Origin of the sequence: Streptomyces sp. NPDC002793, assembly GCF_040295485.1 — a bacterium.
Classification (GTDB): Bacteria; Actinomycetota; Actinomycetes; order Streptomycetales; family Streptomycetaceae; genus Streptomyces.
On sequence record NZ_JBEOVL010000001.1, the window covers coordinates 330,072 to 351,755 of the forward strand.

The 21,684-nt window shown below is 69.3% G+C and carries 20 protein-coding genes; 10 read left to right on the forward strand and 10 right to left on the reverse strand.

The window, feature by feature from the left end; all coding sequences use genetic code 11:
- The first annotated feature begins 174 nt into the window (after window positions 1-174).
- Together ABT001_RS01505 and ABT001_RS01510 are read left to right on the forward strand one after the other, a co-directional pair.
- On the forward strand, window positions 175-957 hold the full coding sequence (locus tag ABT001_RS01505) for a helix-turn-helix domain-containing protein (protein WP_351270752.1): 783 nt from the start codon (window positions 175-177) through the stop codon (window positions 955-957).
- Window positions 957-1,199, forward strand: coding sequence for a DUF397 domain-containing protein (locus ABT001_RS01510; RefSeq protein ID WP_351270755.1), 243 nt, complete (start codon window positions 957-959; stop codon window positions 1,197-1,199). Before ABT001_RS01505 ends, ABT001_RS01510 begins: the two co-directional genes overlap by 1 nt.
- Before the next feature lie 15 nt (window positions 1,200-1,214).
- Here ABT001_RS01510 and ABT001_RS01515 read toward each other — a convergent pair whose 3' ends face one another.
- Window positions 1,215-2,507: a lipase gene (locus ABT001_RS01515; RefSeq protein WP_351270606.1), complete on the reverse strand. Its 1,293-nt coding sequence runs from the start codon at window positions 2,505-2,507 to the stop codon at window positions 1,215-1,217.
- 169 nt (window positions 2,508-2,676) lie between these two features.
- On the opposite strand from ABT001_RS01515, the gene ABT001_RS01520 reads away from it, so the two are divergent.
- The 3 genes from ABT001_RS01520 to ABT001_RS01530 all read left to right on the forward strand — a co-directional run bounded on the left by ABT001_RS01520 (window position 2,677) and on the right by ABT001_RS01530 (window position 4,251).
- Window positions 2,677-3,027: a hypothetical protein gene (locus tag ABT001_RS01520; RefSeq protein ID WP_351270609.1), complete on the forward strand. Its 351-nt coding sequence runs from the start codon at window positions 2,677-2,679 to the stop codon at window positions 3,025-3,027.
- Window positions 3,028-3,084: 57 nt separating this feature from the next.
- Window positions 3,085-3,492 (forward strand): SRPBCC family protein, encoded by a 408-nt coding sequence (locus ABT001_RS01525; RefSeq protein ID WP_351270612.1) that lies wholly within the window; start codon window positions 3,085-3,087, stop codon window positions 3,490-3,492.
- A gap of 147 nt (window positions 3,493-3,639) precedes the next feature.
- Window positions 3,640-4,251 carry a dihydrofolate reductase family protein gene (locus ABT001_RS01530; protein ID WP_351270615.1) on the forward strand — a complete coding sequence of 204 codons (612 nt, stop codon included), beginning with the start codon at window positions 3,640-3,642 and terminating at the stop codon, window positions 4,249-4,251.
- Window positions 4,252-4,300: 49 nt separating this feature from the next.
- Here ABT001_RS01530 and ABT001_RS01535 read toward each other — a convergent pair whose 3' ends face one another.
- Window positions 4,301-5,617, reverse strand: a complete 1,317-nt coding sequence (locus tag ABT001_RS01535) for a tetratricopeptide repeat protein (protein WP_351270758.1) — start codon at window positions 5,615-5,617, stop codon at window positions 4,301-4,303.
- Window positions 5,618-5,799: 182 nt separating this feature from the next.
- On the opposite strand from ABT001_RS01535, the gene ABT001_RS01540 reads away from it, so the two are divergent.
- Genes ABT001_RS01540 through ABT001_RS01550 form a run of 3 tightly spaced genes read left to right on the forward strand, consistent with a single transcriptional unit; the run spans window position 5,800 to window position 8,434 of the window.
- Window positions 5,800-6,633 carry a CPBP family intramembrane glutamic endopeptidase gene (locus tag ABT001_RS01540; protein WP_351270617.1) on the forward strand — a complete coding sequence of 278 codons (834 nt, stop codon included), beginning with the start codon at window positions 5,800-5,802 and terminating at the stop codon, window positions 6,631-6,633.
- The gene (locus tag ABT001_RS01545) at window positions 6,630-7,778 is read left to right on the forward strand and encodes a sensor histidine kinase (RefSeq protein WP_351270619.1); all 1,149 of its coding nucleotides are present in this window, start codon (window positions 6,630-6,632) and stop codon (window positions 7,776-7,778) included. Before ABT001_RS01540 ends, ABT001_RS01545 begins: the two co-directional genes overlap by 4 nt.
- The gene (locus tag ABT001_RS01550; RefSeq protein WP_351270622.1) at window positions 7,775-8,434 is read left to right on the forward strand and encodes a response regulator; all 660 of its coding nucleotides are present in this window, start codon (window positions 7,775-7,777) and stop codon (window positions 8,432-8,434) included. Before ABT001_RS01545 ends, ABT001_RS01550 begins: the two co-directional genes overlap by 4 nt.
- A 4-nt stretch (window positions 8,435-8,438) precedes the next feature.
- Here ABT001_RS01550 and ABT001_RS01555 read toward each other — a convergent pair whose 3' ends face one another.
- Entirely contained in the window at window positions 8,439-8,840 is a 402-nt protein-coding gene (locus tag ABT001_RS01555; protein WP_351270624.1) for an ATP-binding protein, read from the reverse strand.
- 152 nt (window positions 8,841-8,992) lie between these two features.
- Between ABT001_RS01555 and ABT001_RS01560 the strand changes: the two genes are divergently transcribed.
- Together ABT001_RS01560 and ABT001_RS01565 are read left to right on the forward strand one after the other, a co-directional pair.
- A complete protein-coding gene (locus ABT001_RS01560; protein ID WP_502967395.1) occupies window positions 8,993-9,778 on the forward strand; it encodes a helix-turn-helix domain-containing protein in 786 nt (261 codons plus the stop codon).
- Window positions 9,775-10,017, forward strand: a complete 243-nt coding sequence (locus ABT001_RS01565; protein ID WP_351270630.1) for a DUF397 domain-containing protein — start codon at window positions 9,775-9,777, stop codon at window positions 10,015-10,017. The genes ABT001_RS01560 and ABT001_RS01565 overlap by 4 nt, the downstream gene beginning before the upstream one ends.
- Window positions 10,018-10,036: 19 nt before the next feature.
- Here ABT001_RS01565 and ABT001_RS01570 read toward each other — a convergent pair whose 3' ends face one another.
- The 7 genes from ABT001_RS01570 to hemB form a co-directional block, all read right to left on the reverse strand.
- Window positions 10,037-10,933, reverse strand: a complete 897-nt coding sequence (locus ABT001_RS01570) for a MarR family transcriptional regulator (protein ID WP_351270633.1) — start codon at window positions 10,931-10,933, stop codon at window positions 10,037-10,039.
- 419 nt (window positions 10,934-11,352) lie between these two features.
- Window positions 11,353-14,586 (reverse strand): type I restriction endonuclease subunit R, encoded by a 3,234-nt coding sequence (locus tag ABT001_RS01575; RefSeq protein WP_351270636.1) that lies wholly within the window; start codon window positions 14,584-14,586, stop codon window positions 11,353-11,355.
- Complete coding sequence (locus ABT001_RS01580) at window positions 14,583-15,821, reverse strand: restriction endonuclease subunit S (protein WP_351270639.1); 1,239 nt, start codon at window positions 15,819-15,821, stop codon at window positions 14,583-14,585. The genes ABT001_RS01575 and ABT001_RS01580 overlap by 4 nt, the downstream gene beginning before the upstream one ends.
- A complete protein-coding gene (locus tag ABT001_RS01585) occupies window positions 15,821-17,431 on the reverse strand; it encodes a class I SAM-dependent DNA methyltransferase (protein ID WP_351270642.1) in 1,611 nt (536 codons plus the stop codon). The genes ABT001_RS01580 and ABT001_RS01585 overlap by 1 nt, the downstream gene beginning before the upstream one ends.
- Window positions 17,432-17,482: 51 nt before the next feature.
- Window positions 17,483-19,615 (reverse strand): N-6 DNA methylase, encoded by a 2,133-nt coding sequence (locus ABT001_RS01590; RefSeq protein WP_351270644.1) that lies wholly within the window; start codon window positions 19,613-19,615, stop codon window positions 17,483-17,485.
- Window positions 19,612-20,283, reverse strand: a complete 672-nt coding sequence (locus tag ABT001_RS01595) for an Abi family protein (RefSeq protein WP_351270646.1) — start codon at window positions 20,281-20,283, stop codon at window positions 19,612-19,614. Before ABT001_RS01595 ends, ABT001_RS01590 begins: the two co-directional genes overlap by 4 nt.
- 353 nt (window positions 20,284-20,636) lie before the next feature.
- Complete coding sequence (hemB, locus tag ABT001_RS01600) at window positions 20,637-21,632, reverse strand: porphobilinogen synthase (RefSeq protein WP_351270649.1); 996 nt, start codon at window positions 21,630-21,632, stop codon at window positions 20,637-20,639.
- Between the last annotated feature and the right edge of the window lie 52 nt (window positions 21,633-21,684).

Below are 21,684 nucleotides of genomic sequence, written 5' to 3' on the forward strand. Positions count from 1 at the left end.
CCGCGTCCGCGGACTCGACCAGGAGAGACCGGTCACTCACTGTGCGTATTCTTGCGCGGTGAGTGAGCGCGTACAACTTACCTGTACGGGTCGCGCATGCGTGAAGCACGTACGGAGGCGGGGAGTTCCGAGCCTATGCACCCCAAGAAGCGGCAGCGCAAGAACGCGTCCGCCATGAAGCTCGTCGGCAAGCTGGTCGGCCTGTTCCGCAACGCAGCATGCCTGACCCAGGTCCAGTTGGCGGAACGAGCCTCCGTCCAGGCGGAGACGATCGCCTCCATCGAACAGGGCCGCCGTTCCCTCCTGCCCGACCTGGCCCGCAGTCTGGACGAGATCCTGGACACGAAGGGCGCGCTGGAGACGGCGGTGGACAACATGCCGGAGGTGGACCTGATCCCCGCGTGGGCGGAGCAGTACATGGACCTGGAACGGGAGGCGCTGGCGCTGTCGTGGTACGACAACCAGGTCATCCCGGGGCTGCTCCAGACAGAGGCCTACGCGAAGGCGGTCCTCCGTAACCGTGTCCCCGCATTCAGCGAGGAGGAGGTCGAGACCAAGGCGGCCAACCGTCTGGAGCGGCAGGAGATCCTGCACCGTCGCAATCCGCCGACGATCAGTATGGTGATCTGGGAGGCGGCCCTGATGCTCCAACTGCTGCCGGATCCCGACCACACGGAGCAACTGCGGCACTTGCGCGCATGCGCCCGTCTCCCCGGAATCTGCCTGCAGGTTCTCCCGCTCACCAGCAGGAGTCACGCCGGCCTCGACGGCCCGTTCACCCTGCTTGAGACCCCGGATCATCAGCACGTCGCGTACTCCGAGACCCAGCGGGGAAGTCAGCTCGTATGCGACCAGAACGAGGTCAGCATCCTGTCGCAGAAATATGCGATGCTGCGAGCTCAGGCACGCAGTCCCGAGGAGACTTCGGTGCTGCTGGACCGTCTGTTGGGAGAATGATGGACACCGCACAGCACTGGTTCAAGTCGAGCTACAGCGGCGACGAGGGCGGGGCCTGCCTCGAAGTCGCCTACGACTGGCGCAAGTCCAGCTACAGCGGCAGCGAAGGCGGCCAGTGCGTCGAGGTCGCCGCGCACCCCTCCGGGATCCACGTCCGCGACTCCAAGAACCCCGAAGGCCCCGCCTTCGCCGTCACCCCCACCACCTGGTCGGCCTTCGCCGCCTTCGCCGCCCGGAGCTGACTCCCGGCCCCCGGGTCAGCGCGTGCGCAGCTCCCCGAACCAGCGGACGATCGCCGACGTGGCCGCGACATTGGACCCCAGGTGACGGGACCCCTGGTGGTCGACCGCGCCCAGGTCGACCACCGGGGTGTCCACGCCGTTCCGGTGCAGGGCCGCTCTGCAGTGCTCGGTGTTGGCGGTGACGGCCTGCTCGTCCCCGGAGGCCATGTACAGCCGGACCGGGGCTTCCGGCACCCAGTCGGTGCACACGGCGTCCGTCGTGCGCAGGGCGTCGGCCAGAGCCCCCGCCGGATGTTCCAGCAGTGCGCGGCCCCGATCGGTCAGGAGCTCGTCCAGGGTGTCCGGAAGGCCCGCCATCAGCTGCTGCCCCGTGTGCACGCCGTCGAACAGTTTCTCGATGTCCTCGGCCTCGTCGAAGACCTCGCCGGGGCTGTCGTAGACGGGGTGCAGCCGGTCGAAGGCCACCAGCGTGTACGCCGCGTAGATCACGGCGGCCTTCGGGCCGACGTCGCCGCCCGCGAACAGTGCGGGCAGCTCCGTGCCGCCGAAGTCGTACGCGCCGCTGACCGGCGCCAGCGCGCCCAGCCTGAACCACCGGTCCTCACCCGCCTCCAGCGCCCTGCCGAGCCCCAGGGCCGCCGACGCGCCCTGCGAGAAGCCGGTCACCATCACGTCCCGCGCCAGCGTGTGCCCGGTGCGGGGAGCGAAGGCGCGGGCCGCGCGCAGCAGGTCCAGGGAAGCCGTGGTCTCCGAGTCGATGTCCATCCAGGGGTGCGGGCCGGGCCCCGTGCCCATCCCCAGGTAGTCGGGGGCGACTCCCACCGCCCCCGCCGCGGCGTGCGCGATGACCGGGGCGGCCACGAACGCGGCGCGCTGCATGGACGGGGAGTCGATCTTGTGGCTGCCGGTGCCGTGCGCGAAGGAGACCGCGCGTAACCGTCGCTCGTCGGTGAGCGGCAGCACGAACAACCCGCTCGCCGTGGTGGGCCGGTTGCGCGCGTCGACGGTCCGGTGGACCAGCCTGTAGGCGACCACGCCGTGCCGGGCGGCGGCTCCGTCGAACCCGGCCGCCGCCAGTTCGTCGGCAACGTCCCCAGGAGTGGCGAGGGTGTACAACTTGTCGGCGGAGACCAGCGTGCCCCGCCCCTGGTGCTGGGCCTGCGTGTGGGCGAGGGGCGGTACGGCCACGGCGGCGGTCGCCGCCGACCCGCCCAGCAGGAGCGCACAGCAGAGTGCGGCGAGGGGCGCCCTCAGTCGGCGGGACCGAGGCCGGACGGCCGGAGGGGCCGGTACTGCGAAGACGGTCATGGTGCTCCCGGGTGAGTACGGATACCTGTCCCTTCAGCCTCACAAGAGGTACGCGGATCCACAGTGCGGCGGGCCCCCGGGCTCTCCCTGGGGCTGTCCCCCGAACCGGCGTCTCTTCTGAGTACGCCCGCTCATGTGCCGTCGCACGGTCCGGAGTTGACTCTGACGCATGTCGGACGACCTCCTGAATCCCCGCGCCCCGCACGCCTGGGCCGGACCGCTGATCTCCACGCTCGTCACGGTGCCCGCAGCGGTCCTCGCCCTGTTCTTCGGCGGCCTCTCACCCATGGCGTGCGACTCCTGCAACGGCGCGCGGGCGGACCTCTTCACCGACTCGTGGAACATGGGATGGGCCGTCCTCCGCACCGGACTCTTCCTGGCCCTCGTCCTCCTCGTGGCGAGCTGGGCCCTGCCCTGGCGGCAGCGTCAGGCCGCGACCCGGGGGCTGCTCTGCATGGCCGCTCCCGGCGTCGTCGCCGTCTCCGTCGTGGCGTTCATGGCCCTGGTCGACTGGCCGTGACGCGGCCGACCGATTCGTTCAAGTCGATGACACCGGTGGTCGGCTAGCGTCGCCGCCATGACCCCTTCCGCTACCGAATCCCGCCACCTCGGCATCCGTATCGACCGCCCCGCCGGGGAGGTCTACGCCTACGCGTCGGACCCCTCCCACCTGCCGGAGTGGGCGGCGGGCCTGGGCAGGTCGATCGAGGAGATCGACGGACGATGGATCGCCGACTCACCCATGGGGCGGGTCGTGGTCGCCTTCGCGCCCAGGAACGACCACGGCGTACTCGACCACGACGTGACCCTGCCGTCGGGCGAGACCGTCCACAACCCGGTCCGGGTGATCGCCGACGGCCCCGGCTGCGAGGTGGTGTTCACCCTGCGCCGCCGGCCGGGCGTGAGCGCCGAGGAGTTCGAGCGTGACGCCGCCGCCGTGTCGGCCGACCTCGCTACGCTGAAGCACCTCATGGAAGAGCGCTGACTATCCGGGCCGCCCAGGGGCGGTGCCCCGCTTCGGGACGTCGCTCCGAGGGCCCGCCGCAGGGTGACCGATGAGTTCGGCCACCGCACGAAGTCTGAACGGGGGTGGGGACGGTTGTCTCCCCGCCCGAGAGAGAAACGGTGCGCGATGAGATTGGTACTGCAGGAGTTCCTGTCGCTGGACGGCGTCTCCCAGGGACCCGGATCACCGGACGAGGACACCAGCGACGGGTTCACCCGGGGCGGCTGGTTCGTGCCACACCTGGACGAGGCCTTCGAGCGGGTGGCCACGGGCTGGCTCAGCCAGGCGGACGCGTTCCTGTTCGGCCGTCGTACGTACGAGAACTTCGCCCGCGACTGGCCCACGATGACCGACCACCCGAACGCCGCCCTTCTGAACGGCGCGCCGAAGTACGTCGCCTCCCGGAGCCTGACCGAGGCGGGCTGGGACCCGACGACGATCCTGTCCGGCGACGTCCCCGCCCAGGTCGCCGAGGTGAAGCGGCTCCCCGGCCGTGAGCTCCAGATCCACGGCAGCGCCCGGCTCGGCCAGTCCCTGCTGGCCGCCGGCCTGGTCGACGAGTTGCGTCTCGCGATCGCCCCGGTGGTCGTGGGCAGCGGACGCCGCCTGTTCCCGGACGGCGGCACCCCGGCCGGTCTGCGCCTGCTGCGCAGCGAGACGACACCCGGCGGGATCGCGGTGCACGTCTACGAGTCGACGGGCCTCCCGCAGTACGGAACGTACGGGGCCGACGCGTAGGCACCCGCCCCGGTGCCCGGAACACCCGGGCACCGGGCTCCTGGACGTGTCAGAGGAAACGTGAGCTGGCCACCGGGCCCGAGGACGTCAGCCGGTCCCGGTCGCCCCGGAGCCAGGTGCCCCGTACGGCCGAGACGAAGTCCGTGAGCCTCTCGACGGGGTCGGCGGGCGTCTCCCCGTCCCCTGCGTCCGGTGTCGGGTCGGCGCCCACGATCTCGGCGGCGATCTCCGCCTCCGGCCTCGCGTCGGCCTCCCCACGCACCGTCGAGCCGTCGTCGCCCAGCCGGAGAACCTCCCCCCACGGAGCCACGATCGACTGGTGGAGCAGCGTGACGCTGTCTGCGGCCACGGCGGGCGGGTCGGTCCAGCAGCTCGCGTGCTCGTGCAGCACCTGCCCCGGCACCCGGTGGAACAACTGCCCGAGGATGTCGGGGCCCCGGTCGGTGCGCGCGGTGTCGTCGAGGTCGTAGGCGATGACGACGGTGTCCTCCCGCCCCTCCTCGAACGGCTCCGCCGGGAGGCCCAGCACCTGGGCGGCGGCCAGACCCAGGATCCTGCTCCCCCGGTCCGGCAGCAGGGACACCGAGCGGGGCCGCAGACCGGCGGCGTCCAGCACCGCCTTCAGCCGCAACAGGCCCTGCAGGCACTGTGCGTGGGTGTCCTGGGACCAGGCGTACCGACCGGTCATCCCCGCGTCGTAGCCGTGCGGGGACAGCGTCCCCAGCACCGTGCCGCCCATGACGTACTGCCAGCCGCGCAGGTCCGAGTGGTCCAGCGGGCTCACCCGCCCGACGGTCGCGGCCCGCTCCAGGACGCGGTTCTGCCGGTCCCGCGCACCGAACCAGATGTCCTCGGCGGGGTCGGACAACCGTGCGTGCTGCCTGCGTGCCAGCTCCAGGTCACCCGCCAGGACGGCGTTGAAGACCAGGAGGTACCGGTCGGGCCAGTCGTCGAGGCCGTCCTCCCGGGCGAGCAGGGCGTCGACGGCCTCACGGTGCCTGCCCTCGTCCTCGTACGCGGAGACCAGTTCACGCAGCACGCCGGCGGAATCCGGGGCCAGGCGCACCGCCTCCCGCAGCGCGGGTACCGCGAGGTAGGGCACGCCGCGCTCGATGCAGGCGTAGCCGTAGTCGTAGAGGGCCCGCACCCGGTCCGGGTGCGCCGCCAGCTCGGTGGCCGCCTTCCGGAGGTCGTCGAATCCGGCCGACTCGGCGGCCCGGCCGACCACGACCGCGACCTCTCCCAGCGGCGCCGTGGGAGCTTGCCGCAGCGCGCGCAGCGCGCCAGGGACGTCGCCTCCGTCGAGGTGCTCCCAGGCCGGAGCCAGTTCGGGGGACGTCGGACGGAGCTTCCTGCGCGAGAACATGCCGGTGATCATCGCCGTAACCGGAGCTGCCCACAACCGAATTGAACCGGTCCACCGGGCCGTCTGTCCCCCACGCGAGCTACGGCCAGGTGTCCACCGTGAGGTGACGACTCCCGGACGCCGCCTCCGTAGCGTTCGAGGCGTCGCGGCACCCCTGCCGCGGCCCCGGAGAAGGAGCGTTCATGAGGTTCGTCTGGCAGTTGTTGGCCGTCGTGGTGGTCACCATGATCGGCGGTTTGACTGTCGCCGCCCTGGAGGGCAACCCCTGGATCCAGCTCGTCGTGGGACTCCTGACCTCCGTGCTCGCCGTGTTCGTCTACGGATGGGTGGTGCGGAAGACCGAGCACCGCCCGTCCACCGAAGTGGCCCGCGAGGGGGCCGGGTCCGCGGTCGGCCGGGGCATGCTGATCGGCGTCGCCATGTTCGGCGCCGTCATCACGAACATCTACGTCAACGCGCACTACGAGATCAACGGTCTGGGCTCGGTCACCGGCGCCCTGGGGCTGGTCGGCTTCATGTCGGCCGCCGCCGTGACGGAGGAACTGCTCTTCCGAGGCGTCCTGTTCCGCATCATCGAGGAGTACACCGGCACCTGGATCGCGCTGACGCTGACCGCGGTCGTGTTCGGCGCCGTGCACCTGCTGAACCCCAACGCCAGCCTGTGGGGCGCCCTCGCCATCGCGATCGAGGCCGGTGGCATGCTCGCCGCCGCCTATGCAGCGACCCGCACCCTGTGGTTGCCGATCGGCCTGCACTTCGGCTGGAACTTCGCGGCAGCCGGCATCTTCAGCACCGAGGTCTCCGGCAACGACACCCCGCAGGGACTGCTGGACACCATGACGTCGGGCCCGACGTGGGTCACCGGCGGCGACTTCGGGCCGGAAGGCAGCGTGTACGCGGTGCTGTTCGGCGTACTGGCGACGATCGGATTCATGTGGCTGGCCCGCAGGCGCGGCAACCTGGTGCCCCGTCGGCGCGCCGACCGGGTCGCCGCCACCACTACACTTCCCCGATGATCGGACGTTCGCGGATCCAGGAACTGTGGCGCCGGTCAGGTGCCACAGTCTGGTACGTCCCGCTCGCGGCGGTCCTGTTCGCCGCCTCGCTGGTGTACCACGACAACGGGACGGAGCTCGGCGGCCTGCCGACCCGCCCCTTCGACTCCCTGGCCTTCGCGGCGATCGCCCTCCAGTGCCTCCCGCTCGCCGGTCGCCGCCGGTGGCCCGTCCTCTGCTTCGCCCTGGTGGCGTCCGGCTTCGCCGTCGACCAGCTCCGCGGCTACCACTCGCTCGCGGGCATGGCGCTGCCCATCGCGCTGTTCAGCGTCGGCTCCCACCTGGAACACCACAGGCGCACCACCGCGATCGCCGTCTCCGTGGCGTACGTTCCACTGGCGGTCGCGCTCCACCGGATCGGGCCGGGCGAACCACCGAGCGAGTTCGTGACGTTCTACCTCGCCGTGGCGCTCGCCTGGGGCGTCGGGACATGGGTCCGTCACACCCGGGCCCTGGAGGCCGAGTACCGCCGCCGCGTCGCCGAGGACACCCGCACCGCCGAACGCGCCCGCATCGCACGCGAACTCCACGACGTGGTGACCCACCACGTGACGGCGATGGTCGTCCAGGCCGAGGCGGCCCGCTATCTGACCGCCGCCCCCGAGCGTCTCGACCAGAGCCTGACAGCCGTCACCGACACCGGCCGCCGGGCCATCACGGACCTGCGGCACCTGCTCGACCTGCTCAACCCCGACCACGGCACCGAGGCCAGGACCCCGGCCGCCGGCCGCTTCCTCACGCTCGTCGAGCAGACACGCCGGGCCGGGCAGCCCGTGGAGTTCACGGAGGAGGGCACCCCGGCCGAGTCGACCGGCAGCGCCGACCTCGTGGCCTACCGGGTGGTGCAGGAATCCCTGACGAACGCCCTCAAGTACGCTCATGGCAGCCGCACTTCGGTTCAGGTGCACCACCGCGAGAAGGAGATCACCGTGGAGGTCAGCACGGACGGTTCCGGCTCGAAGGCCACGCTCACCGGTGGAAGCGGGCGCGGCCTGGCCGGCCTCCGCGAGCGGGTCGGCGTCCTGGGCGGCGACTTCAGCGCGGACCGGCAGCCGGACGGCGGCTTCACCGTCCGGGCCCGCATACCCTCCGGGAGCCCCTCGTGACCACGCCGATCCGTGTCCTGATCTGCGACGACCAGGTGCTGATCCGCACCGGACTGTCGACGATCATCGACGCCCAGCCCGACCTGGAGGTCGCGGGCGAGTGCGGGGACGGACAGACCGCGGTCGACCTCGCCGCGAAGGTGCGCCCGGACGTCGTGGTGATGGACATCCGCATGCCGGTGCTGGACGGCATCGCGGCCACCCGCCTGCTGGCCGGCGCCGGCGTACCGCACCCCGTCAAGGTGCTCGTGGTCACGACGTTCAACCTGGACGAGTACGTCTACGAGGCGCTCCGCGCCGGCGCCAGCGGCTTCCTCCTCAAGGACGCCCCACCGGACCGGCTCCTGCACGGCATCCGGACCGTGGCGGCGGGCGCGGCCCTGCTGGACCCCGAGGTGACACGCCAGCTCGTGGGCCGCTACGCCGCCCGGATCCGCCCCACCGAGGACAACGGCCCCGACATCCCGCTGACCCCCCGCGAACTGGAGGTCCTGCGCCTCATCGCGGACGGCCTCTCCAACAGCGAGATCGCCGGGGCCCTCGTGATCAGCCGGGAGACGGTCAAGACGTTCGTCTCCCGCATCCTCACCAAACTCGGCCTCCGCGACCGCGTCCAGGCCGTCGTCTACGCCTACCGCCAGGGCCTGGTGTCCTGAACCGTCAGGCCTGCGTGAACGCACACCACACAAACTTTCCCGGGTCCCGCTCTCCCACGCCCCACCGATCGGCGAGCGCGTCGACGAGCAGCAGCCCACGCCCCGACTCACCGTCGGGCCGCCGCACCGCAGGCACCCCGCCCCCGCTGTCATGCACCTCCACGGACAGCGCACATCCCTCCGCCTCCAGTCGCAGCCGGACCAGATACCCGCGCCCCGGCGGCACGCCGTGCAGCAGCGCGTTGGTCGCCAGCTCACTCACGCACAGCAGCACGTCGTCGAGCCGCGCCCCGAACCCCCAGTCGGTCACGGCCTCGCGCGTGAACTCCCGTACCGCAGCGACCGAGCGGCGGTCACGCCGGCAGAAGCGCTCACGGAGCAGCGAGGGTTGCATCGTCTCGTTCATGAGACGAGCATCACTCTCTGTGCCTATCGTTCAGCAGTAGGTGAGCACGTACAGATCTCTTGTACGGGTCGCCGACGTATGAAGTACGCACCAGGGCGGGGAGGCCGCACCGTATGCACCCCAGGAATCGGCAGCGCAGGAACGCGTCCGCCATGAAACTCGTCGGCAAGCTGGTCGGCCTGTTCCGCGTCGCGGCGGACCTGACCCAGGCCCAGCTGGCGGACCGGGCCGCCGTCCAGGTGGAGACGATCGCCTCCATCGAACAGGGCCGCCGCACGCTGCTCCCCGACCTCGCCCGGCGCCTGGACGCGCTGCTGGACACGAAGGGCGCGCTGGAGACGGCGGTGGCCAACATGCCGGAGGTGGACCTGATCCCGGCGTGGGCGGAGCAGTACATGGACCTGGAGCGGGAGGCGCTGGCACTGTCCTGGTTCGAGAACCAGGTGCTGCCAGGGCTGCTCCAGACGGAGAGCTACGCGCGGGCGGTGTTCCGTAGCAAGGTTCCAGTGCTGCGCGTGGAAGAGATCGATGCCCAGGTATCGGCCCGCCTGGCACGCCAGGCCATCATGCGTCGGCCTGTACCTCCCACCTCAAGCTTCGTGGTATCGGAAGCCGTCCTCCAAGACCGCCTCGGCGGTGACGACGTGTACTCGGAGACGCTCCACCATCTCCGCGCGTGTGCAGACCTTCCTGGCATTACGCTGCAAGTCATGCCACTCGGACGGTGGACACACGCCGGGCTGGACGGCCCGTTCATCCTGCTCGAAACACCGGACTATCAGCACATCGGCTACACGGAAACTCAGCGCGGCAGTCAACTCGTCGCCGACCCCGACGAGGTAAGCATCCTGGCGCAGAAATATGCGATGCTGCGAACGCAGGCTCTGAACATCGAGGACACGAAAGGCCTGCTGGACCGGCTGCTAGGAGAGTCATGAGCATCGCACTTGAGTGGTTCAAGTCCAGCTACAGCGGCAGCGAAGGCGGGGCTTGCGTGGAAATCGCCTACGACTGGCGCAAGTCCAGTTACAGCAGCGAGCAGGGCGGCGCCTGCATCGAGGTCGCCGCGCACCCCACCGCCATCCACGTCCGCGACTCCAAGGACCCCGAGGGCCCCACCTTCACCGTCGCTCCCACCGCCTGGTCGGCCTTCGCCGCGTTCGCGGCCCGGAGCTGACCGGACGAACAGCAGACGGTCAGGGCGCTTTGAGCAGATCGCGAAGCTCGGCGACGTAGGCACGCACGTCCCGTTCGGCGGGCAGTTCAGCTGTTTCCTCCGGCGCACCCTGACCGGGCTCCCGACAGGCTCGGCAGAGGCCATCAGGAAGGGCCTCCGCGCGGCCGGGCACACCACACTTGGTGCATTCCATCATCACGCGCCGGACGGGCTCGCCGGGCGCGGGCGGCATCGGGGCGGCGGAAACCTGGGGCGGGATCTTGTCCGTGAGACGGCGGCGGACGAGGCCGACCGGCGAGTCGACCCCGACGGGTAGTCCGGCGACGAGCGCCTGCACGAGGTAGTCGGCATCCACACCGCGCGTGAACCACGCGGCGGCCAGCGGCTCCAGGACCGCGCAGTCGGCGGCGGAGAGCGCCAGACGGGCATCGACGCGGCCCAGTCGCGCCAGGGCGGCGTACGCGGGCGAGTCACCCTCCAGCACGGGCGGAACCGGCTCCGGCGTCCGCTGCTGCGGCACGACGGGGGCCTCCGTCCGGACGGCAGCGGGCTCGGCAACCATCGGCTGCGAGCGCTCGGCGCCGACGAGCGCGCCCCACCACTCGTTGTCGCGGGCGGTGCGGGACCAGAACGTGCGGAAGACCCAGCGCACTTGCCCGCCCTCGCCGGTCACCAGGCACCGCACGCGTCGCAGATATCCGGCGACGGACAGGGCCTTCAGAGCCGAGCCGACCGCCTGCTGCCCGTAGAGCGGCAACTGCTTGGCCAGGCCCTTGACGTCCATCGCCGCGCCGTCGGGAAGCTGGTCGATAAACCCGGCGATGTGCCGCTCACGCAGCGGCAGCAGCGTGAAGTCATCAGCGCGACGCGGCTGTTGGTCCGGGGCGGATCGCTTGCCGTAGCCGGGATTGGCCATCGGGTATGGGCGCGAGGATGCGGGTGCGCGAAGGGCGGGGCTAGGCTGCTCGGTAGCCACGAGATCGTCTCCTGATCTTGAGGTGAGACCCCGGCCTGGTGTTGTCAGCACCGCGTCGGGGTCGTTCTGGTTTCCGCACCGTAAGCAGTCGCCACACTCCGCTGCAAGTTGGTCACGATTAGTCATACTTGCTGGCCGTGACGGGTCAGGGAGGTAGGGGAGGTTTACCCGAACCCTCTTTTACCTACCGGGTAAAGAAGTCGCTCGAATCCCGAAGCCCGTATCTCGCCGCCCGGGTCCCGAAGCTCAAGCGCCGGGCCCGCGCTACCGGAAACGTCCCCCGGGAGAGTGAACACGCCCCACCCGACGCTCGCCCCTCGAACCCCGGCGCCCGAAGCGCGAGCTCCGAGCACCGGGGTTCACGCCATCGCCTCCGCCAGGTCCTCCGCCTGCTTCAAGACCCGCTCGATCGCTGCCGGCTGCTTGTCCGGCGGATACCCGTGCTTACGCAGGAGCCGGAGCACCCGGGCCATGATCCGGTCCCGCGCCTGTTCCTTCAGCTTCCAGTCGACGGTGACGTCCTTGCGGATCTGCTCGTACAGTTCGTGGGCGATCCGTGCGAGGACCGAGTCCTCCATCTGCTCGACCGCGGAAGGATCGGCAGCCAGGGCGTCGTAGAAGGCCAGCTCGTCCTCAGTCAGCCCGAGCGTCTCGGCCCGGCCCCGGTCGGCGGACACCTCTTGTGCCAACTCGATGAGGAACTTCATGAACTCGGCCGCTGTCAGCAGCCCGTTCGTGTACCGGTTCATCGCGGCCCGCACCCGACTCGTGAAACTCTCCTGCCGAGTCAGGTTGCGCGGATGGGCGTCCCGGATCTCCTTGAGCAACGCCCGCCGCAGCGCCTCGATGGCCAGGTTCGGATGCTTGGACGCCTGGAGCTTCCGCAGAAGTGACTCGTCCAGATGGGACAGGTCCGGTTTGGTCAGGCCGGCGGCGTCGTAGATGTCCACGACACCGTCGGCTGCGATGACCGACGCGTGGAGCTGCGCGATGAGCGGCTCCACGTCCGCCGCTGTGGCCGTGTCCTGTTCCTGCCGCTCGTCGGCCGTGTACTTCTCCCGCGACTTCCGCACGGACTCGAAGAACCGGATGTCGGCCAGCAGATCCTGTACGCGCTGATCGGTCGGGCAGAGAGAGAAGGCCTGCCGGAGCAGACCTGAGTGATACATGAACCGCTGCTTGCGAGTTGCCTGTTCGAACTCCAGCCCCGGCTCCGGCGCGATGAGGAATTCCAGGACCTCGACCAGTGCCTCCCGGTAGGAGCGCGGGCCACCGCCGGCGAGTGTCTGCTTCCACCGGCATCCGTGCAGGATGTCCACGATCTGCTGGTGACTCTCCCGGACGAGCTGGACCGCGCCTGCGAGGTCGGCACCCAGCATGGGGTCCGCCTGGTCCTGCTCGGAGTATTCGGCGAGGGCTTCCTTGATCTCCCGTATGACCCCCTGGAAGTCGACGACCAGCCCGGAGGGCTTGCCGGGCCAGGTGCGGTTGACACGGGCGATGGCCTGCATGAGCGCGGCCCCGCGCATCCGCTTGTCCAGGTAGAGAGTGTGCAGCGGCGGCGCGTCGAACCCGGTCAGCCACAGGGACTGGACGATCACCAGCTCCAGCTCGTCATCCGGGTTCGTCACCCGCTCCTGGATTTTCTTCAGCTGGGTGGGCGTACGGACGTAGTCGGCGACCTCTGCGGTGTCCGTGGCCGCGTTCCCGGTGAAGACGACCCGGATACGCCCCGTGGTGTCAGTCAGCAGCTGCGACTTCGGGTCGCGCTCCCCCTTCCAGTCCGGCCTGCGGCGGATCACCTCCTCGAACAGCCGCGCGGCAATGGCCCGGGACGCGCAGACCACCATGCCCTTGCCCTTCCAGCCCGTCAGCTTCTCCATCTCCTTACTGCGGGCGTCCCAGTGCTCCAGCAGCCCCCCGGCCAGCTCCTGGATGCGGGCGGGAGAACCGATCAGCTCCTCGTACCGCCCGTACCGCCGCCTGGCGGCCCGCTTCTCGTCCTCGCTCAGCCCTTCGATCAGGCCTTCCGCGCGGGCGTCCAGATCGTCGAGGTCCGCGTCCTTGATGAGGTCGACCTGGACGAGGTGAGGCTCGTAGAAGACGGGAACGGTCGCCCCGTCGTCCACGGCCTGGGTGAGGTCGTAGGTGTGGATGTTCCCGCCGAAGACGCCCTGTGTGCTGCCCGTGTGGTTGTTGATGGGCGTGCCGGTGAAGGCGATGAAGGTGGCGTTCGGGAGGGCGTCGCGCAGGTTGCGGGCGTAGCCGTCGATGAAGTCGTAGTGGCTGCGGTGCGCCTCGTCGACGACGACGATCACGTCACGGCGCGGCGAGATCTGCGGATGCCGGACGCCGGCCTTGCGCTCGGCCTCGGTCAGCCGGAACTTTTGCAGCGTTGCGAAGACGACCCCACCGTTGCTCTTCGGCCTGTCCAGCAGCTCACGCAGCCGCCCCGCGTCGTCGGCTGTCTCCAGCTCTTCCTTGATCCTCTTACGCAGGGTGTCACTGGCGGCGAACGTCCGGTACAGCTGGTCGTCGAGGTCGATCCGGTCCGTCAGCATGACGAAGGTCGGGCTGGACAGCTCGGGCGTCGAGGCCGCCTTCCCCACGTAGAAGAGCATCTCCTCGCTCTTCCCCGCCCCCTGGGTGTGCCAGACGACCCCCGCCCGGCCGTCGGTCGCAAGGGCCGACTCTGTGGCGCGGACAGCCTTGTTCACGGCGATGTACTGGTGCGCCTTGGCCAGCTTGACCGTGTTGACGTCGCCCGACTTCTCAGCGGAGTACGAGAGGAAGTGCGCGATCAGATCCAGGAGACGGACCGGCTCGAACGCCCCGTACAGCATGCGCTCCAGAGCCCGCCCGTCCTCGCGCTGCTGCTTGCGCAGCATGCGGTCCTGGTCGTCGGCGTGCCAGGGGGCCATGTGCTGCCAGGGCGTGAAGGGCGTGCCCATGCGGGCGGTGATCCCGTCGGAGGCGAGCATGACGAGGAACGTCGCGAAGGTGCCGGTCTGCTTCAGCTCACGCCGGTAGCCCTGGAGCTGGTCGTAGGCGGTGCGAGCACTGTCGTTGCTGTCGGCCTTCTTCAGCTCGACGACGGCGAGCGGCAGCCCGTTCACGTACAGGACGATGTCGAATATGAACGTCCGGTCCTTGACACTCTTGACCCGTACCTGGCTGACAGCGAGGAGTTCATTGGCGTGCGGATCGCCGAAGTCGACGGGACGAATCCTCGCGTGCCGCGTGTCGCCGGTGGCCGGGTCGTCGTACGGGACGGAGACGCCGCCGGTCAGCCGGTCGTAGAACCGGTGGTTCTCGCGCAGGTCGTGTTGGGTGAGCTGGGTGAGGAGCAGGGGTATGGCGTCGTCGGCCACGCTCTCGGGCAGCTGCGGATAGCGACGCCGGATCGCCTTACGGAGGTTCGGGTACAGGACGAGGTCCCCCCACCCCTTCCGCATCCCGTACGCGGGCCCCAACTCGGCCCCGGGCACGTGCTGCCACCCGATCTCACCGAGAATGCCGAGGGCGTGCAGCTCCAGCTCCTTCTCGGTGAGGCGGTCTGTGGGGGGCTCACCAGCGGGGTGGGTGCTTGTCATACGGCCTCCTCTACGACACGGGTGGCGTCCTTGACGCGGAGCTTGCCGGTGATGAGCTTGGGGAGAAGGGTGTCGCGGAGGTCAGCGAGGGTGCGGTTCTCGTCGGCGGTCTGCATCACGGTGGTGTGCAATGTGTCAAGCTTCTCGGAGAGCCGCTCACGCTCACCCGCAGCAGGCAAGCTGATTCGCCAGCCGGGCATTTCCTTCAGCGGAAGCCGATCCACGGTGGCTCCGTGAATCGTGCGCCGCTTGATTTCCTCCTGAAATGCAGGCGCCAGATAGGCGTGCAGCAGCAGCGACCCGCTCACTGCTGCTGACTTGCTGCGCAAGAGCGCCATACGGCGCCCGAGGCTGCCGCGCACCCTTGGCGGCATGAGTGCGGCATCACCGAGGCGCGTCTCGTAGGAGAAGAGCACATCTCCTCCCTGAGGCTGCACGCGGCGCGTCCACCGAGGAAAATCCTCTTCGGATAGGTGCGCCGATTCCGCCAAATCCAGATAGCCGCTCTTGAGGCTGCTAATGCTGAGGAACCATGGCCCGGTTGGCGTCTTGTGGGGAGTGGCATGCGGACCGTCGAAGAGCTCCGCCAAGTCACCGAGAAGCTCGGACTCGTTGCCGATTCCCACCGACTCGTAGCAAGCACCGGCGAGGCTCAGCGCTGTGTGTCGGATCCGCTCGTTGAGCGCGATCTTTTCGTCCAGCGCACCGAGCACCTCGGCGATGGCCTTCTGCTCATCCAGGGGCGGGAGGAGAACCTCCTGGACTTCGGCGAAGCGCGTGTACTGAAAGCGAGCGACTCCTGTGTGCTGTACCTGGTGATTCCACATGGCTCCGGACATATGAAGCTGCTGAAGGAACCAGTAGACGAACCTGGAATCGGCAATCCCAGAGTCCACCCTCAGGAAGCGCGCGAAACTTGCGCACGTCACCGAGGCCGGGAAGAGGTCCATAACGCGCTGGTCAACGAGCATCGACCGCCCCGTGGAACGTCCACGCGAGCCCCCCGCAGTCTCCAACAGGAGATCACCGGGCTGAAGCCTCCGCCGCCAGACCGTTCGCTCCGGCAGATGACGCAGGGGTACGGCCGAGATGTTGCCTCGCCGCACGTCCTCGAAGTCCGTCCCCCTAATCACGTGGAACGGGGCGAACCCTTCGGCCGCACCCTCCTGGCCCCAGTCGCCGTCCTTGGTCTCGCTGATCAACTCGCCGAAGAGGCGCCTAGTCCAGCCGCTCATCACACCCTCCCCAACTGTTCATCCACAACCTTCGCCAACCGCTCCGACTCCGCGAACTGCTCGCGCAGCAACGCCGTAAGCCGAGCGATCTTCGCCTCCACCGGCTCCGCGTCCGGGTCGACCTCCGCCTCCGCCGTACCCACGTACCGGCCCGGCGTCAGCACGAAGTCGTGCTCCGCAATGGTGACGACATCCACGCTCGCGCAGAACCCCGGCACATCCGCGTACGGCGCAGCCCCCTCCACACCCCGCCACGCCCGCACCACGTCCCCGATGCGCCCGACGATCTCCTCCGGCGTCAGCTCCCGCAACGTGCGGTTCTTCATCAAGCCGAACTCGCGCGCGTCGATGAACAGGACCTCACCCTTGCGCCCCCGCACCCACCCCGAGTGCCGCCCCTTCCCCTCCGTGAGGAACCACAGGCATGCCGGGATCTGCGTCGACCGGAACAACTGCCCCGGCAGCGCGATCATGCACATCACCAGGTCGTCCTCGATCATGCCCCGGCGGATGTCGCCCTCGCCGGACTGCTTGCTGCTCATCGAGCCGTTGGCCAGGACCACGCCCGCCCGGCCGCTCGGTGCGAGCTTGCTGATCATGTGCTGGAGCCACGCGTAGTTCGCGTTGCCGACGGGCGGAGCCCCGTACACCCACCGCTTGTCCATGCCGAGCATCTCCCCGCCCCAGTCGGAGATGTTGAACGGCGGGTTGGCCATCACCACGTCCGCCTTGAGGGCCGGGTGCTGGTCGTTGCGGAAGGTGTCGGCCGGCTCGTCGCCGAGGTTGGCCTCCACCCCGTGGATGGCCAGGTTCATATGGGCCAGCTGCCAGGTGGTCTGGTTCAGCTCCTGCCCGTACACCGCGACGTTCAGCGGGTTGCCGCCGTGCGACTCGATGAACTTCTCCGCCTGCACGAACATGCCGCCCGACCCGCACGCCGGGTCGTAGACCCGCTCGCCCGGCTGCGGCTCCAGCACCTCCACCAGGAGCTGCACCACGCTCTCCGGGGTGAAGTACTCCCCGCCCTTGCGGCCCTCCTTGAGCGCGAACTCGGCCAGGAAGTACTCGTACACCTCCCCCATGATGTCCCGCGCGCCCTTACGGCGGCCGTCATCGCCCAGCTGTTCCTGGAAGGCGAGCCGGTCCAGCAGCCTGATCAGTCCGACGAGGCGTTCCTCGTCGACCTGGCCGCTGGCGTAGATCTTCGGCAGGGTCTTCTTCAGCGCCGGGTTCTGCGCCTCGATCGCCAGCATCGCCGCGTCGATCGCCTCACCGACCGTCTGGCCCTCCACGGTCGTGCCGGCCCGTTCGAGGACGGACTCCCAGCGGGCCGTCGGAGGCACGTAGAAGATGCCGGCGCCGGTGTACTCACGCCGCTCCTCGAGCGTGACGAGGATGTCCTCCTCGTTCCAGCCGCCCTCCTCCCGCAGCTCTGCCTCCAGCTGTGCGCGCTTCTCGCTCATCGCGGCCGAGACGTACTTGAGGAAGACGAGACCCAGCACGAAGTGCTTGTACGCGGCGGCGTCCAGGCTGCCGCGCAGCTTGTCCGCGGCCTGCCACAGGATCTGCTTCATGTCGGCGGGTTCGGTCTTCTTCTTACGGGGTGGCACGGGGCACTCGTTTCTCTCGTGGTCCGAACTCGTGGTTCAAAAAGGGGTACGTCAGGCCCGGGGGTCCGTATCGGGACGCTTGCGCAGTCGCAGGTCTCCGTCCGCGACGCCCGCCGCCAGTCGCTCAGCCAGCGTGTCCAGCGCCACCAACTGCCGTCGCACATCCGCACGGTGACGTTCCGCCTCGGCCAGCACCGCTTCCAGGTCGGCGATCTCCTCCGCCGGCAGCTGCGGCAGGTCCATGTCCTTCACACTCACCCGCCGCACGAGCGATCCACTGCCACGCTGCTGGTTACGGGGCGCGGCCAGCAGGCGGGCCAGGGCATGAGGTCGCATCCACAGACCCTCCGGACGGACCGTCTTCCCCTCTGCCAGGTCCGTCAGGTACTTCCGGTACGCGGCGATCCGCAGCCCCTGCACGGGCGCCAGCAGGACGCAGCCGCCCGCGTCGTCCACCTGCGTGCGGACACCGTGCTCGGTGAGCAGGAAAACGTCGCCCTGCTCGGTCATCAGGCTCTGCGGGTACGCGGCGAGGTCCTCCAGCATGATGCGCCGCTCCCCGATCGGCAGAGCGCCCAGCATCTCCTCCCGGCCGATCACCGGGACGCCCGCGTCACCGATGTCGCTCTCTCTGATGCGATGGCCGGGCAGGAGCCTGAGCTGTCCGGCCCTCAGCTGCCCACCGACCTTGAAGTGCCCGGCCCGGTCCTCCTTCCTGCCGACGCCGAGATCGCCGATCCACTGCTTCAGATGGGGCAGGGCCACATACGCGTTCTGACGCGCCTCCACCGTCGCCGCGAAATGATCGAGTCCCTTCTCCGGCGCTGCAAGCCGGTGTGCAGGCAGAAGGGACCGCCCGTCCAGCAGGTACGAACTGCCGGGCCCGGAACCGGCCACCGGCGCACGCTGGGCCTCCTGCGGCACCGGTGTACCCGCATTGCTCAGCAACGCCACGACGGTCTGCTGCCATGTGTCACCCACTCGGCGTGCCAGACGGTCCGCGTCGATCAGCAGCACACGGGAGTCCGCCAACGGTGGCTGGGTTCCCCTCAGCACCAACAAGGCGTGCTCAGCGCCGGTGCGGAAGGTGTGAATACGACGAGGCAACTGGACGATCGCTGCCACAGCACCGGATTTCAGTAGGTCTTCCCGCATCCGGGTATTGGCCGTACCCGTCGCGCCACGGGGCCGCGAGAGCGTCCAGGAAGGAACGACCACCAACCCCTTGCCACCTTCCCTGAGGCGCCCAAGCGTCTCCACCGCCCACCGCAGCGGACCTTCCTCGTCCCGTTCGCGCTCCCCGGAGGCGTAGGGCGGATCGGCCACCACCAGGTCGGCCTGTGGAAATCCCTGTGGCACCGGTTCCAGGTCCGGCTCCGTGAACGGATCGAAGGGCAGCCGGTACTCGTCGAGCTCCCCGGGATCCGAACACACAAAAGTCTCCCCGGCTGCCCAGTGCGCGAGCAGCCGGTATCTCAGCACCGTGCGCCGCAACGCATCCGGCTCCACGGCCGCGACGCGGTTCTCCCCGTCCTCGGCGGCGAGCTCCAGCAGCACATCCCCTGTACCGGCGCACAGGTTGAGCATCGTCACAGGTCCTGCCGTCGACAGGACGGGCTGGGCCAAGGCATCGATCAGTTCGACGACGGGCCGGGGGGTCATGTCCATCGTGAGATCGGACTCCAGGCGGCCGGCCAGCCGAAGCACGGCCTCAGCAGCAGCCCCCGCGTCTCCCAGATCTTCGATCAATCCGTGCACGGTACGGAGCAACTCCGCATCGGCGGCGTCGAAGTCAGCCAGCAGGCCGGCAGGCCGGCTGTCCTCGCTACTGCCTCCGCCTTCCCCCTCCATAGCAGCGACGGCCAACGCCCGGACGATCAGCTCGTCCGCGCCCAGCGTCCCGTGCCCGAGCGTCACCAACCGCCGCAGCCGGAGTCCCTCGCGGAAGCGTTCGCCGTACGTCGGCAGAGTGCCGTCCGGGTGCCGCTCACCATCGGGCACGGGCCGCTCGTCCAGCCATCCCGCGATCTCCTCCGCGTCGAACAACGGCTTGCTCTCGGAGCCGCCGACCGCCTCGGGAAAGGAGGCGTGCCGACGTCGCCAGTTACTGACCGTGGGCCGGCCGACCTCGGCGAGCTCCTTGATCTCGCCGAGGGTCACCGGCTCGTACCGCCGCTCCGTCACAGCACAATCTCCTCCTCGCCCGAGAGGACCCGGGCCCTGCGGGCCAGGACCGCAGGGACCTGGCTGTACTTCTCGTGGCGCGCAGCCAGAGCGGGAGCGACCAGGGCCGTGAGCTCGATAGCCGTACGGAAGTCCTCCTCCAGGTGGCGGTGCGAGACGCGCTCATGGTGCGCGATGCGGTTACGCAGAGTCCGCATGACCTCCAGCCGGTCGTGCAGGTCCTGGCGACGCACTCCCTTGAAGCAGTGCCGCAGCGCCGGGTTCCAGTACTTCATGTCGTAGTTGCCGTGCCCGCCCCTGCTGACCAGACCGACCCAGAAGCCGAACGACAGCGTCGCGACGACATCGCACGGAGCAGTGCCGTTGCCCCGCCGCCTCAGCCTGTCCTCGGCGTCGCGGATATCCTCCATGGCCCAGCGGTTCGGCTCCGCCCGCCGCAGGTTCCACCAGTCACTCCGGCCGAACTTTCCGGTGAGCTGCCGGTGGATCCTGTTGCGCAGGCTCACCTCCAGGTCACGCAGAGGGCTGTGCAAGGCCCGGGCCGCCTCCGCGTCCCAGGCGTACAGCCGCAGTGCCACCGCCACGTCGCCGCGGCACTCCTCCAGAAACGGCTGGAACCGTTCCGGGGAGATGGTCTCGACTAACTGCTCCTCGTCGCTCTGTACCATCGTCCGCACTTCCTTCCGACCGGTCCCCGTGTTACGGTTCCCGGGTACGCCTTGGAGTCCTGTCACCGCTTGCTTCGCCGCATAGCACACAGCCCAGGGCAGAGCCTGGTGATACGCCCTGTACTGCCCACCGCAATTAGGCAGTGCAGGGCGTCACTGTTCCCGCCGTGAGAGCCGAGCTGACGCCCCCTCACCGCGATGAGTTAAACCTAGCGCCTCCCTCTCCGAATGGGAAGCCTCACAGGCGCACTACTGGTGAGAAGCGGGGTTCTCACCAAACCCGGCAGAGTTTTTTATGTCATGAAAAGCGGGCCACGACCTGTCGTGACCCGCTCCCGAACCTGCTCATGGCCTCAGCGGCCGAGCCGCCGCGCGACCTCCGTCGCCCAGTACGTCAGGATCATCCGCGCGCCGGCGCGCCGGATGCCCATGAGGCTCTCCAGGATCGCCGCGTCCCGGTCGATCCAGCCCTTCTCCGCGGCGGCCTCGATCATCGCGTACTCACCGCTGATCTGGTACGCCGCCACCGGCACGTCCACCGCGTCGGCGACCTTGGCCAGGATGTCCAGGTAGGGGCCCGCCGGCTTGACCATGACCATGTCGGCGCCCTCCTCCAGGTCCAGCGCCAGCTCGCGCAGCGACTCCCGGATGTTCGCCGGGTCCTGCTGGTACGTCTTGCGGTCGCCCTTGAGCGAGGAGCCCACCGCCTCGCGGAACGGGCCGTAGAAGGCCGAGGAGTACTTCGCGGTGTAGGCGAGGATCGACACGTCCTCGTGGCCCGTCTGGTCCAGCGCGTCCCGGACCACACCGACCTGACCGTCCATCATGCCGCTGGGGCCCACCACATGGGCACCCGCGTCGGCCTGCACCTGCGCCATCTCGGCGTACCGCTCCAGCGTGGCGTCGTTGTCGACGCGGCCGTCCTCGGTCAGCACCCCACAGTGCCCGTGGTCGGTGTACTCGTCCAGACACAGGTCGGACATGATCACCAGGTCGTCGCCGACCTCTTCCCGCACCGCCCGCAGCCCAACCTGGAGAATGCCCTCCGGATCGGTCCCCGCCGTGCCCCGCGCGTCCTTCTTCTCGTCCAGCGGGACACCGAAGAGCATGATCCCCGAGACGCCGGCGGTGACCGCGTCGACGGCGGCCTTCCGCAGCGTGTCCAGGGTGTGCTGCCGCACGCCGGGCATGGCCGAGATGTCGACCGGGGCGTCGATGCCCTCGCGTACGAACGCGGGCAGGATCAGATTCGCCGGGTCGAGCCGGGTCTCGGCGACCATGCGCCGCATGACGGGGGTCGTCCGCAGCCGGCGGGGCCGCGAGCCGGGGAAGTTTCCGTAATCGGTCATCCTCCGAGACTAGACCCGCACACATCAGCGTTTTACCGACAGCCGAGCCGGA

Excerpts from the sequence above, each read along its gene's own strand:
- ABT001_RS01565 (WP_351270630.1), top strand. The coding sequence starts at position 9,775 with ATGAGCATCGCACTTGAGTGGTTCAAGTCCAGCTACAGCGGCAGCGAA.
- ABT001_RS01535 (WP_351270758.1), bottom strand. The coding sequence starts at position 5,617 with ATGTTCTCGCGCAGGAAGCTCCGTCCGACGTCCCCCGAACTGGCTCCG.
- ABT001_RS01505 (WP_351270752.1), top strand. The coding sequence starts at position 175 with ATGAAGCTCGTCGGCAAGCTGGTCGGCCTGTTCCGCAACGCAGCATGC.
- ABT001_RS01525 (WP_351270612.1), top strand. The coding sequence starts at position 3,085 with ATGACCCCTTCCGCTACCGAATCCCGCCACCTCGGCATCCGTATCGAC.
- ABT001_RS01520 (WP_351270609.1), top strand. The coding sequence starts at position 2,677 with ATGTCGGACGACCTCCTGAATCCCCGCGCCCCGCACGCCTGGGCCGGA.
- hemB (WP_351270649.1), bottom strand. The coding sequence starts at position 21,632 with ATGACCGATTACGGAAACTTCCCCGGCTCGCGGCCCCGCCGGCTGCGG.
- ABT001_RS01510 (WP_351270755.1), top strand. The coding sequence starts at position 957 with ATGGACACCGCACAGCACTGGTTCAAGTCGAGCTACAGCGGCGACGAG.
- ABT001_RS01570 (WP_351270633.1), bottom strand. The coding sequence starts at position 10,933 with ATGGCCAATCCCGGCTACGGCAAGCGATCCGCCCCGGACCAACAGCCG.
- ABT001_RS01580 (WP_351270639.1), bottom strand. The coding sequence starts at position 15,821 with ATGAGCGGCTGGACTAGGCGCCTCTTCGGCGAGTTGATCAGCGAGACC.
- ABT001_RS01515 (WP_351270606.1), bottom strand. The coding sequence starts at position 2,507 with ATGACCGTCTTCGCAGTACCGGCCCCTCCGGCCGTCCGGCCTCGGTCC.
- ABT001_RS01575 (WP_351270636.1), bottom strand. The coding sequence starts at position 14,586 with ATGACAAGCACCCACCCCGCTGGTGAGCCCCCCACAGACCGCCTCACC.
- ABT001_RS01545 (WP_351270619.1), top strand. The coding sequence starts at position 6,630 with ATGATCGGACGTTCGCGGATCCAGGAACTGTGGCGCCGGTCAGGTGCC.
- ABT001_RS01595 (WP_351270646.1), bottom strand. The coding sequence starts at position 20,283 with ATGGTACAGAGCGACGAGGAGCAGTTAGTCGAGACCATCTCCCCGGAA.
- ABT001_RS01560 (WP_502967395.1), top strand. The coding sequence starts at position 8,993 with ATGAAACTCGTCGGCAAGCTGGTCGGCCTGTTCCGCGTCGCGGCGGAC.
- ABT001_RS01555 (WP_351270624.1), bottom strand. The coding sequence starts at position 8,840 with ATGAACGAGACGATGCAACCCTCGCTGCTCCGTGAGCGCTTCTGCCGG.
- ABT001_RS01530 (WP_351270615.1), top strand. The coding sequence starts at position 3,640 with ATGAGATTGGTACTGCAGGAGTTCCTGTCGCTGGACGGCGTCTCCCAG.
- ABT001_RS01540 (WP_351270617.1), top strand. The coding sequence starts at position 5,800 with ATGAGGTTCGTCTGGCAGTTGTTGGCCGTCGTGGTGGTCACCATGATC.